General features: G+C 35.8%; 13 protein-coding genes. 6 read left to right on the top strand and 7 right to left on the bottom strand.

Annotation, left to right across the window (positions count from 1 at the left end):
- Positions 1-115: 115 nt before the first annotated feature.
- Entirely contained in the window at positions 116-895 is a 780-nt protein-coding gene (gene cobA / locus QSV08_RS16570; protein ID WP_324024824.1) for a uroporphyrinogen-III C-methyltransferase, read from the bottom strand.
- A gap of 118 nt (positions 896-1,013) precedes the next feature.
- On the opposite strand from cobA, the gene nirB reads away from it, so the two are divergent.
- From nirB to QSV08_RS16545, 5 genes are read left to right on the top strand one after another with little or no spacing between them, the layout of a single operon-like run.
- Entirely contained in the window at positions 1,014-3,560 is a 2,547-nt protein-coding gene (nirB, locus tag QSV08_RS16565; RefSeq protein WP_324024823.1) for a nitrite reductase large subunit NirB, read from the top strand.
- Positions 3,561-3,595: 35 nt separating this feature from the next.
- Positions 3,596-3,973 (top strand): nitrite reductase small subunit NirD, encoded by a 378-nt coding sequence (gene nirD / locus QSV08_RS16560; protein WP_324024822.1) that lies wholly within the window; start codon positions 3,596-3,598, stop codon positions 3,971-3,973.
- Between the two features lie 21 nt (positions 3,974-3,994).
- On the top strand, positions 3,995-4,585 hold the full coding sequence (locus QSV08_RS16555) for a DUF4202 domain-containing protein (protein ID WP_324024821.1): 591 nt from the start codon (positions 3,995-3,997) through the stop codon (positions 4,583-4,585).
- Between the two features lie 22 nt (positions 4,586-4,607).
- Positions 4,608-6,458 carry an ATP-binding protein gene (locus tag QSV08_RS16550; RefSeq protein ID WP_324024820.1) on the top strand — a complete coding sequence of 617 codons (1,851 nt, stop codon included), beginning with the start codon at positions 4,608-4,610 and terminating at the stop codon, positions 6,456-6,458.
- Entirely contained in the window at positions 6,445-7,029 is a 585-nt protein-coding gene (locus QSV08_RS16545; RefSeq protein WP_324024819.1) for a precorrin-2 dehydrogenase/sirohydrochlorin ferrochelatase family protein, read from the top strand. The genes QSV08_RS16550 and QSV08_RS16545 overlap by 14 nt, the downstream gene beginning before the upstream one ends.
- 1 nt (position 7,030) lies before the next feature.
- Here QSV08_RS16545 and QSV08_RS16540 read toward each other — a convergent pair whose 3' ends face one another.
- On the bottom strand, positions 7,031-7,585 hold the full coding sequence (locus QSV08_RS16540) for a hypothetical protein (RefSeq protein WP_324024818.1): 555 nt from the start codon (positions 7,583-7,585) through the stop codon (positions 7,031-7,033).
- Between the two features lie 183 nt (positions 7,586-7,768).
- Between QSV08_RS16540 and QSV08_RS16535 the strand changes: the two genes are divergently transcribed.
- On the top strand, positions 7,769-8,821 hold the full coding sequence (locus tag QSV08_RS16535) for a phosphotransferase enzyme family protein (RefSeq protein ID WP_324024817.1): 1,053 nt from the start codon (positions 7,769-7,771) through the stop codon (positions 8,819-8,821).
- Between the two features lie 14 nt (positions 8,822-8,835).
- On the opposite strand, the gene QSV08_RS16530 is transcribed toward QSV08_RS16535, so the two are convergent.
- From QSV08_RS16530 to QSV08_RS16510, 5 genes are all read right to left on the bottom strand, one after another.
- A complete protein-coding gene (locus tag QSV08_RS16530; RefSeq protein WP_324024816.1) occupies positions 8,836-9,720 on the bottom strand; it encodes an SdiA-regulated domain-containing protein in 885 nt (294 codons plus the stop codon).
- A gap of 93 nt (positions 9,721-9,813) precedes the next feature.
- A complete protein-coding gene (locus QSV08_RS16525; RefSeq protein WP_324024815.1) occupies positions 9,814-10,122 on the bottom strand; it encodes an ATP-binding protein in 309 nt (102 codons plus the stop codon).
- Positions 10,123-10,180: 58 nt separating this feature from the next.
- Positions 10,181-11,038, bottom strand: a complete 858-nt coding sequence (locus QSV08_RS16520; RefSeq protein ID WP_324023650.1) for an IS3 family transposase — start codon at positions 11,036-11,038, stop codon at positions 10,181-10,183.
- Positions 11,038-11,433 (bottom strand): transposase, encoded by a 396-nt coding sequence (locus QSV08_RS16515; RefSeq protein ID WP_226989911.1) that lies wholly within the window; start codon positions 11,431-11,433, stop codon positions 11,038-11,040. Before QSV08_RS16515 ends, QSV08_RS16520 begins: the two co-directional genes overlap by 1 nt.
- A 3-nt stretch (positions 11,434-11,436) precedes the next feature.
- The gene (locus QSV08_RS16510; RefSeq protein ID WP_324024814.1) at positions 11,437-12,399 is read right to left on the bottom strand and encodes a histidine kinase dimerization/phospho-acceptor domain-containing protein; all 963 of its coding nucleotides are present in this window, start codon (positions 12,397-12,399) and stop codon (positions 11,437-11,439) included.
- Between the last annotated feature and the right edge of the window lie 11 nt (positions 12,400-12,410).

The raw sequence follows: 12,410 nt of genomic DNA, 5'->3' as shown, positions 1-12,410 counted from the left end.
AATCGATATTATTTAGCAGGAGATTTTTATAAATCCTTAATTTGAGATTGACATTGACCACCTCTACATTAAGAGATTAGAAGATTAAAAGGTCTTAATACGTATAAGATTAGAGTTAAATAGCATCATGCAATATACGCTGTACTTCCTCTTCAAAGAAAGATGGATGATCGGCTACTACATCACCGATAACAATAATACCATGCATCGTTGTATCTATATTAGATGTATGATGTTGAATACTATCTAAGCTAGCCACAACGCAGCTTTCATTTTCTGTGGTTCCGTTTTGTATTACAGCTATAGGCGTCATTCTACCTCTATATTTACTGACCTCATCTACTATTTCAATAAGTTTTCTAATCCCCATTAATATGACCATTGTGGTAGATGATTTTGCTGCATATTGCAAATCTTGTGAGAATGTACCATCTTTTTTAGTAGCGGTCATTACCCAAAAACTACTGCTTACCCCTCTTTTGGTCATTGGTATTCCTTGACTAGATGGTACGGCAATCGAACTTGAAATACCAGGTACAATACTTACAGGTATACCAAATGCTTCTACATATTCTATCTCTTCATTAGCTCTACCAAAAACAAATGGATCTCCGCCTTTTAAACGGACTACATGTCCAAACTCAAATGCGTATTTTACTATTAGTTCATTGATTTCATCTTGGGTATGGGAGTGTTTTCCACATCTTTTACCTGTATATATTTTAGGCATATCGGTACGTAGTTCAGATAATAATTCATCGCTAACTAATGCATCGTATAATATAACATCCGCTTCGTTCAATACCTTCAAACCCCTTACTGTTATTAGGTCTTTAGCTCCAGGACCTGCTCCTACTAAACTAACTTTTGCCGTTTTCTCTAATTCCATCTTCATAGTATTTAGCTTTATTAATTATCGATTCAGCAACAAGAATACGTATTTTTTTTGATATAAACATAGAATATATACGTATTTATACGTAATATTGCTCTGTAGCTAAATAAGTAAGCGTATGAAAACTATACTAGTTGTCGGTAATGGAATGGTAGGATACAAATTTTGTGAGAAGTTTGTAGCTAAAGAAGAAAGCAATCAATTTAAACTTATTGTTTTTGGAGAAGAGCCCAGACCTGCATATGATAGAGTTCACCTAAGTGAATTTTTTGAAAACCAAGATGCTAAAGCCCTAGAAATGGCTCCGGCAGAATGGTACGCAGAAAATGGTATAGAATTAATAGTAGATGAACGCGTTGCCGACATCCACAGAACGAATAAAACCATCACCACAGCCAAAGACAGAGCGTTTTCTTATGACTATCTGGTTTTAGCAACAGGATCATCTGCTTTTGTACCGCCTATTAAAGGTGTTGAGAAAGAAGGTGTTTTTGTATACAGAACTATAGAAGACTTAGAAGGCATGTTGGCTTACGCCGCTAAACTGAAGGCAAAGAACCCAAATGCGAAAGCTGCTGTTCTAGGTGGCGGACTTCTAGGATTAGAAGCTGGCAAGGCAGTTATGGATATGGGTTTAGAACCACACATCGTAGAGTTCGCGCCAAAATTAATGCCGAGACAGTTAGACTCTAGAAGTAGTCAAGTACTACAATTGAAACTGGAATCTATTGGTTTAAACATACATCTAAGTAAAGCTACCAATCAAATTCTTGGAGATGATGGATACATTACAGGAATGGAATTTGGAGAAGATGATGTTTTAGATGTTGAAATGTTAGTAGTTTCTGCAGGTATTCGCCCAAGAGACGAGCTAGGCAGAAGTTCTGGATTAGAAGTTGGTGTTCGTGGCGGTATTGTTGTCGATAACAAAATGCAAACATCTGATAGCAATATATACGCCATTGGTGAGATTGCTCTTTATAATCAAATGATTTACGGGTTAGTTGCACCTGGCTACGATATGGCCGGTGTGGCAGTAGACCAAATTTTAGGCCATACAGAAACACTAATGCCTGCTGAAATAGACATGTCGACCAAACTAAAGTTAATTGGGGTTGATGTTGCTAGTTTTGGAGAGCCTTTTATGCCTGCAGCAAAGGGACACTCCATAATTTTTGAAAACAAAACACAACATTTATATAAAAGAATTAATGTTAGCCTCGATGGCAAAGAACTGCTAGGTGGTATTCTAGTTGGTGACGCATCTGATTATAGTATGCTCCACCAAATTTACTTGAACGGAATGGCAATTCCTGAAGATGCTTCTCAATTAATTCTACCTGCAAGCGAAGGTGGTTCTGCTTTTGGTAGTGCTTTAGATTTGCCAGATGAAGCTCAAATTTGTTCTTGTGAGAATGTAACTAAAGGTGAAATTTGTAATTCAATTAAAGATGGTACTTGCGAAGATTTAGCTGGTGTTATCGGCTGCACCAAAGCAAGTACAAGTTGTGGTGGTTGCAAACCAATGGTGACGGATCTTGTAAATGAAACTTTAAAGTCTCTAGGTAAAACGGTTAAAAATGTTATCTGTGAGCATTTTGAATATAGCCGTCAAGAACTATACATCATTATAAAAACCAAGAAACTAACAAGTTTCAATGAAGTTTTAGATACTTGTGGTACCGGTCATGGATGTGAGACTTGTAAACCTTTAGTTTCTTCAATATTCGCAAGTTTATATAATGTTACCCCTAACGTAGAAGATGTTACTCAAGATACGAATGATAAATTCTTGGCAAACATTCAACGTAATGGAACGTACTCTGTAGTACCAAGAATCGCAGGTGGAGAAATTACACCTCAAGATTTAATCGTTCTAGGTAAAATAGGTTCAAAATATAACCTGTACACCAAAATTACAGGTGGTGCACGTATCGATTTCTTCGGAGCGGAATTAAATGATTTACCTGCCATCTGGAAAGAATTAATTGATGCCGGTTTTGAAAGCGGACATGCCTACGGTAAATCTTTACGAACGGTAAAAAGTTGTGTAGGATCAACATGGTGCCGCTACGGATTAGATGAAAGTATCTCTTTTGCAATAGAATTAGAAAATAGATATAAAGGGTTACGTTCACCACATAAATTAAAAGGAGGCGTATCTGGTTGTATACGTGAGTGTGCTGAAGCACGTGGAAAAGATTTTGGCGTAATCGCAGTAGAGGGCGGTTGGAATTTATATGTTGGCGGTAATGGTGGTGCAACACCTAAACATGCCAAATTATTAGCCGAACAAATAGACAACGAAACTGTAATAAAATATTTAGATCGTTATCTAATGTACTATATACAAACTGCCGCACCATTGATGCGAACAGCAGCTTGGTTAGATAAATTAGAAGGTGGTATAGAGGAGCTTAAAAAAGTAGTTATCGAAGACAGCCTAAATATCAATGCCGAATTAGAGCAGCAAATAGAATTTTTGATTGATGCATATGAGTGTGAATGGAAACAGGCCATTGAAAATGAAGAAACAAAGAAACGTTTCAACCATTTTGTGAATTCTGACGATAGAGATGACAACTTAGTTTTTGTACCGTTGCGTGATCAAAAAATGCCAAAACATTGGGAGGCCAAAAGTAAAAAGGTTGAAGAGATACTATAAGCTAGATTTAAACATTTTCTTAAAAAGATATCATTATGAGCGAATTACTTTTAAAATATAAAACGGTAAAAGAAGAAAAGGTTAGCGTATGGTTTAAAGTTGCCCCTGTAAGCGCTTTTCCTAGTGATGGTGGATCATGTGTAAAATATAAAGATTTGCAGATTGCCGTTTTTAATTTCTCTAGACTTAACAAGTGGTATGCTTGTCAGAATTTATCGCCCGAGAAACTCGAAAATGTATTGTCAAGAGGTATGCTTGGCGACCATAAGGGAATTCCGAAAATAGCTTGTCCATTACACAAAAGGACTTTCTCGTTAGAATCTGGCGAAAATTTAAATGGAGATTTGGACCCTATCGCCATTTACCCGGTAAAAATAGAGTCGGACTTTGTGTATGTTGGCTTTTCTGAATAGCTTTGAGTAAATAATTGACTTATGGCGACGACGGATAAATTACTGGTAGCATTTCAACATTTTGACGAAGCCAACAAGCAAGATCCAAATACTGAAGTTTTTGAAGGTACTACCTACCCTAAAGAAGTACTCTACGGTATTCGAATGACAGAACGCTTAAACGAATTTGACCCAACTGCTTCTGAAGCTTTACGCCTTACAGCACGTTGTCAACATATCTGCAGATGGGAAATACCTCGGGAGTCTTATGAAATGAACCGCGAGGGATATCTAAGATGGCGACAAGAACTAAAAAAATTCCATGGTAAAAAAGCTGCTTCTATTTTAGAAGATATTGGTTATGATGATGAAACCATTGACAATGTCAAATTTCTTTTAGAGAAAAAACAGCTAAAGAAAAACGAAGAAACCCAATCTTTAGAAGATGTTATCTGTTTAGTATTCTTAGAGTTCTATTTTGAACCCTTTGCGCATAAACATCCTGAAGATAAGACTATAGACATCCTTCAGAAAACATGGAAAAAAATGTCTAAGAAAGGTCAAGAAGCGGCATTAAAATTACCGTTGTCTAAATATTCTTTAGATTTAATTACCAAGGCACTGCACGCCTAAGTATAATTTACTAATCACTTTTATGGCCAATAACGAGCACAATATACCATTGGACACGGCTACGTTTATACGTATACGAAAGTGGTATTTGTTGGCATTGGCTGCCATTGCGCTTACTGTTATTATCGCCCAAGTGCTGATTCAATTGCATCTAAAAGCACAATCTGGCGATTCTCAACTTATTAATGTAGCAGGTAGACAACGTGCCTTTAGCCAAAAACTGGCAAAAGAAACCTTGCTACTAAAAAATAGTAACGACCCTACAGATAAAAAATTAATATTATCTGAAATTGAGAAAACACTAAGCGTTTGGAAAGTATCTCATGACGGACTTCATTTAGGCGATGCTTCTTTTAACCTGCCCTACGAAGATGACCCTAAAGTACAGTCGCTTTTTAAAGAATTAGAGCCGCACCATTCTGCCATGGTCACAGCTGTTGAAAACATTCTTTCAACTCACGAGCAAAATATCAACGCCAATGTTCAAGAAAATGACCTAAACACATTGTTGAATAATGAGCGTCCGTTTTTAAGTATTATGGATCAAATTGTAAATGAGTATGATGCCCGTAGCAATGAGCAACTTCAGAAACTAAAACGAAAAGAATATTGGTTGTTGGCATTCTCTTTATTGATTCTGCTATTAGAAATCTTCGTGATTTTTAGACCGTTATCCATCCAAATTAAAAATACCATTGGTCATTTAATGGGTAAAGATGAGGAATCTAAGGGTCAGCTAGACAAAATTCAGAGCTTATACAACGAAAAGGAACGCTCTCTTAAAGAACTTCAAGAATTGAATTTCGTAATTGATAACGCAGCCCTTTTTGCAAGTATTCGAAAAGATGGTACCATCGTATTTATTAGTAAGAAATTCTTAGACTTACTAGGGCACGATACGGCACCTGTAAACAAACCTATTTCAGAAATACTCACTATTGAAGAAGGGCAGCAATCGTACCTTAAAGAGGTGTTGAAAATCAATAGAAAAAATGTAATGCGTAATGAAGAGCTGCAGGTAGTAACCACAAAAGGCGCTACGATTTGGTTAGATATGTCTATCGTACCCATGCATCAATCTACTTTAGAGCAAGACATTCTTATTCTATGCTCAGACATTACAGAGCGTAAAGAAAATCAGCTTAAAGTACAACAATTGACCAAGCAGAATTTTGAAGAACGCATGCAACAAAAGAAGGTGCAAGCAAGCCAAATTGTAGAGGGTCAAGAAGAAGAACGCAAACGTATTGCCAAAGATATTCATGATGGTATTGGACAAATGCTTACCGCCCTTAAATTTAATATTGAATCTATTGATATTGAAAATACTGCTAAAACAGGAGAGAAAATCGCCTATTTAAAAGCATTAACCTCAGACCTAATTAAGGGTGTTAGAACAGCCACTTTTAATCTTACTCCGCCAGAATTAAGTGACCATGGTATTTTTCCTGCAATTCATAAAATGACCACTGAGCTTTCTAAATTGACCGGTAAAAATATCTTGTTCAAAAACAAAACAGACGACAATATAAGATTCGACTCTTTGGCAGAAACCAATATTTATCGCGTTACCCAAGAGGCTGTAAACAATGCCATAAAATATGCTGAGGCTAATTACATTTTGGTTACTTTAAATTACTCCTATCCTATTTTGAGCGTGGTGATCGATGATGATGGTAAAGGTTTTGACGATACCATTCTTGGTCTATTACCAAAAAATAATAGTGAAGGCGGTATGGGTCTGTTTTTTATGAAAGAACGTATCGACTATATTAACGGCAGACTTTTTATAAACTCTGAAATTGGAAAAGGAACGAGAGTTACTATCAATTACAAAACAGAAGAAAACAGAACATCACATGGAACGGAATGAGCTTTACCCCGTATTTTTAAAAGTATCTAACCTACATATTTTAATTGTTGGCGGTGGCAATGTTGCGCTAGAAAAATTGACCTTTTTGTTAAAGTCAAGTCCTAATGCACAGGTAGAAATGGTTGCACCTATGTTCCGCGAAGAAACCATTGCACTTGCCAATAAATTCGATATAAAAATGAATGTAGCGAATTACGATGTTTCTTATTTGAAAGGGAAACACATCGCTATTGCTACCACAGACAACGTGCCTGTAAATGAACAGGTATATCACGATTGTAGAGAACGGCAAATATTAGTAAACGTAGCCGATAACCCACCTTACTGCGATTTCTACATGGGCGGCATTGTTACAAAAGGGAATGTAAAAGTGGCCATTTCTACTAATGGAAAATCACCCACCACAGCCAAAAGATTACGTCAGTTTTTTGAAGACGTAATACCTGAAAATATTGATGATCTCGTAAAAAACCTCAACGAATTTAGAAAGACCATAAAAGGCGATTTCGAAGAAAAAGTCGAGACCTTAAATGAGTTTACTAAAGGGTTGGTGAATAAGAAAGAGGAGTAATCTAGTTCTCAAAACTAAGATGGGCAACGTCATGACTACAACTGTAATGCGCGTTGTCTGCTGCGTATACAGCCGAATCTGCTGAATCTTGTGCTTCTTTCATTAAACGCTGTGCTTTACGCATATAGAATTGTAAGTTACCAAGGTTGTTTGCCTTCGTAGCATTTTTTACATTTTCAAAAGCTTCGGTAGAAAAATCGCGAGAATCTATAGTATGTCTTTCGGCATCTATAGTGTAACTCATGGTTTCTTGTAAACCGCAGGTTTGTGAATCGTATTGCGCTTCTGAAGCCAATATTACAGCTTCATCTGCAGCATTAACTGCCTGCCCCATTAAAAGCATTGCTGTTTTAGTATTTTTTCGCGCCTTACTTATTGATGCATCAAAAGAAGCAATTTCAACAGCGGTGCTTAAAGAATCTGAAAGGGTACTTACTTGCTGCATGTAGCTCTGTACATCGCTAATCTCACTTTTAAAAACTTCACATTGGGCTTGAACAGATGTTGATGTTAAAAACAGTACTGCAACTTTTAGGTAGGTTTTAATCGTAATCATATTTGGGGGAAATTTGATAGGTTATGATACTAACTGCATTATTTCGCAAATCGTATTATTATTAGGCCAACTGCATAGAATAAGGAAAATTCTTGTTAATTAGGATTTAATCCTCTCATAACCATTGCTCAAAACAATGCCTAAGTTTCAATACCTTTAACCATTGAATCGTAGTGCTAAAACATGACTAAAGAATCCATCCGAAAAATACTTTCTGCATTTAATCTCAACGGAAGTTCATTGAATTGGACGCCCTTAACTAGTGGACTCATTAATGACACGTATTTGGTTACGGAAGATGATGACCAACAATATATTCTTCAAAAGATAAATACCCAGGTGTTTAAAAATGCTGGTATTCTGATGGATAATATTCAATTTGCTTTACCTGTGCTAAAAGCAGACGATTACAGCCAAATTACTTTTCTGAATACAACTACAGGAACCAATCATCTTATTCAGGACAATGATTTCTGGCGGATGATGACCTACATACCCAATAGTACCACTTACGATACAACAACCCAAACTTCAACTGCCTTTGAAGCAGGACGCATTATTGGCAAGTTTCATCAGCTCTTGCAATATTCAGATACGGCACTATTTAATGATACCCTACCCAAGTTTCATAATCTAGACTTTAGAACTCTAGAGTTTCAAGAAGCACTGCAGAATGCTGATGCACAAAAAACAGAAATTGCTGACGGCGCCATAAAAAAGGCAAAGTCATTTCTCAAAGAACTGCAACATTTAGATACTACTAATTTGCCCGTTAGAATTTGCCATAACGATACCAAATTGAATAATATCTTATTCTCTAAATCCAATAATAAAGCATTGTGCCTTATTGATCTAGACACCATTATGAAAGGCTATTTCTTCTACGATTTTGGTGATGCCATTAGAACTGTAGTTAACAATGCACCTGAAGATGAGCAGAACCACGAATTGATAAACTTTGATGAATCATTGTTTAAAGCCTTTGTTGATGGCTTAGCCGATAATAGTTCATTTTTAACTGTTGAAGACATAAAGAGTTTACCATTAGGTGTCGTTTTTATGCCCTTTATTCATGGTTTACGTGCATTAACTGACTACCTGAACAATAACAGGTATTATAAAGTTACTTACGAGAATCAAAATTTAGATCGTTGTTATAGTCTCTTCGATTTTGCTGAAAAGGCACTCAATAAAAAAGATTTTATGGCAGCTTATATCACACAAAAGCTAAGCTAGGTTAAAGTTGACTTTTATGGCTTCAGTTTTAATTTGGTAATAGTACCGATACCGTCTTTTTTTCCTTCGCTTGAAATATACAATTCACCATCGGGACTAAAAGTGATGCCTTCCGGTTGTGGAAATATATTCTTGTCTAAACGATATCCTTTTTTAGCAATTCCGTTTTCATCTAAAATCAATAGTTTAGGCTTTGCGCCTTCTAACATGTATATTTCTTTGGTCTTTGGGTGTATGGCAATGTCTGAAGGGCGAAAGTTCTTATACACCTTCTTCTCCCTAAAATGCTTCAATACGTCATCACCCATATCTAAACGCATTACAGGATTAGAATCCAATTTATAATCCTCCAATGAAAATGCATAAACACCTTTGAAATCATCTGAATCAATATCACGGTCTTTAGGTATCATCAGCAATCGATTATTTACTACATCTAATTCTAAACTTTCCATGTTATTCTTCTCATCAAAGCTGGTTTCGTAAGATGTTATTTTTCTATTTGAATCTTGAAAATTCTCCACTATAGTAATCGTACCATCACTCTCTAAAACATAGGCATTATCCCCTTTTACCGAAAGACCTTCATAATCGCCGGCATTCCCGAATTCAATTTCTTGTATCACCTTTTTTCTTTCTAAATCATAAATAAATATGATTCCGTCTTCATCTTGCACTGCAGCTATTTGATTTTCATCCATCCAAGAAATACCAGAAACTTCACGTAATTCTTTAGGTAATTTCCATCGTTCAGAAATTTCATAGGCTACCTTATCAGCACTATCATAAGGCATCCAATCTCTAAAGTTCATAAAAAGAAAACTCATACCTAAAACGATGGCAGCAATTGTCCAGAATTTTACTTTTGCCATACTCAACGTGTTATTCTTAGTTGTCATAATTCTTTTATTTAAAACTGTTTAGACAAAACTAGCCTTCAAATCTGTAAAGAAATAGGAATGGAATTATTGAAGCACTTTTTTATAAAAAGCTTAACGCAGCTGAGGAAAAATTAGCGTAAAATTATGCTTCTCAGAATATGTATATAGCAACTGTAGTTGATATTTATCTGCAATAGCCTTACTAATAGCAAGTCCTAATCCGGTAGAGCGACTATCTGCAGAAGTCTTTTTAAAACGCTTGAAAAGACTGTTGGTATCTAATGCTGGTGCAGCACCATAATTTCTGACAGTTATTTTATCTGCATCAATAACAATGTCTATTTCTTTATCAGCCTGCCCATGTATTATTGCGTTTTTAATTAAGTTCGTCATCATAACAATAGCTAAGTCGGTATTCATGGTATACTGCACATTAGCATGTCACGTCCTAAAATACGGCTACAGATTAATATTATTTTTAAGCGGCATATTGATGCACGTAATTTGGTGTTTTATAATCTAAAGATAAATGCAATCTTTTAGAGTTGTATAATTTGATTGCATTTTTGGCTGCTTTTTTAGCATGTACAACGCTTGTAAAAGTCTGGTCAAGATAGAATTCATCTTTTAGAATACCGTTGACCCTTTCGGCTAGGGCGTTTTCATAGCAATGGTTTTCTTCTGTCATACTAATTTCTATTTTCTTTCTTTTTAGTATTTGGGTATAGACGTTACTACAATATTGAATACCTCTGTCGGAGTGATGAATAAGGCTGTCAATGTTCTTAGCATTGTAAATAGCCTTATTTAAAGCTCTGACACAACCTTTTAGTTCAAGGCTATCACTCAGGTCGTATCCAACGATTTTACGGGAGTACATGTCCGTAATCAATGCCAGGTAACAGAATCCTTTTATAGTTCTGATATAGGTAATATCGGATGCCCAAACCTGATTAGGCCTATTGATCTTCAAGTCTTTTATAATGTTATTATACTTGTAGAATCTGTGATATGAATTGGTAGTTCTACAGGAGTATCTCTTTCTTCTTATGAGCAAATTGTTTTCTCTTAAGATACGGAATAGCCGGTCTCTGCCTACTTTGATGTCATACTTGTGAAACTCATCTTTTAATGACCTCATGAGTTTTCTGGTGCCTTCTCTGGGCAGTGTTCTTCTACTTTGCCGAACAAGTTCGATTATATCCTGTTCTATCTGTTTTTTGATTAAAAACCTTTTTTGGTATTTGTAATAGGCATCTCTTTTCAAATCAAAAGCATTGCAGATAGTACCAATGGATAACAGTCTTTCATTACGGTTTATCGGTGCTACTTTCATTAAGGCTTTATGTTTAAGTTTTTTTTTAATTCCTCAACATCTCTATAACCTAGATTCTCAGCAGCTACCTCGAGATAGCTATCGGTCACCAATTTGTCCAGGTCTTTTTTAATAAGAAGGTCCTTAAGTTGCTTTAGCTCTTTTTGCAGGGCTTTGATACGGGAAAGTTCATCGTCTGTTTGCACGGTTACACGGGTGTTCATTAGATCTTTACGATCGTACTTTTTTATCCATACGTTTATAGTACTGGATTGTATACCGTAAGTTAATGCAATTTGTCTTTTGGAATGGTTTCCTTTGGTTAGTTCTGCCAATACCTTGAGCTTAAAGCTCTCACTATAGCGTTTTACATATCCATCATTTTTATACATATACTTGAAGTGTTTTGTATACATATTTCAGGACGGGTCAGCATTTGCTACAACGTTTAAACGCATATTTTTATGTGTAGCAAAATCTGAGAAATCTGTAGATACATTTTTTGTCAGTTCATTAAAATCAATAGTCTCTTCTTCTAAATACTGTTTGTTATCAATTTTAGAAAGCAATAACAATGACTTGTTTAATCGCGTTAATCGTGTAAGATTATCTAAAACACCACCAACTTCTTGCGATTGTAAACCTGACAGTTCATTTTGCTCTAACAACAACTCTAACTTGTTAATAGCAATGGCAAGCGGCGTCTGTAATTCATGTGCTGCATTTTCTATAAACTCTTTTTGGGCTACATAACTATCGCGCGATTTCTCTGTTAAACGCTCTACACTTTGGTTCAATAAATTAAACTCGTCTATTGTTGTAGGTTCTGATTTTATGGGGTCGTCCTTTTCTATACGAAAGCCTTTTAACCTATCAATGAGGGTGTAAAAAGGTTTCCACACTTTTTTCATGACCAGGTTGTTAAGCACCACAATGCTCAGAATCAATACTAGGTAAAGTCCCACCAAATACTTAAATAAGTTTTCTATTTGGTCATCTTCTTCGACCATAGAAGTAATGAGCTTTATTTTGTAATAATTACCGTCTTGTTGAAACGTGCTTTCAAGCATACGAATAGGCTCATATTCATCTTCGTTCTGCATATACATTAACGTATCGCGATAACTATCTTTAAACTTGGTATGATCACCAACCTCGGTGTTTTTAATGGTGTAATTATTGACTCCGAATTCTGTGTCTTGCAGCAAATCTGGATCATCGTTTACCGCTCTTATTATTAATTCTTTTTGATTCTCCAATCCGTCATCTAAACTATCATAAACCTCATCTAACATGGCAAAATAAAAGATCACCGCCCATATAGATATAAGTACAATGAGCAGTATGGCAAAGTATTTTGTAGTGTGATTTAGAAGTTTCATAGTTGCTACAA

Origin of the sequence: Maribacter sp. BPC-D8 (assembly GCF_035207705.1) — a bacterium.
GTDB lineage: Bacteria > Bacteroidota > Bacteroidia > Flavobacteriales > Flavobacteriaceae > Maribacter.
This window is presented reverse-complemented; position numbering and strand designations above follow the sequence as displayed.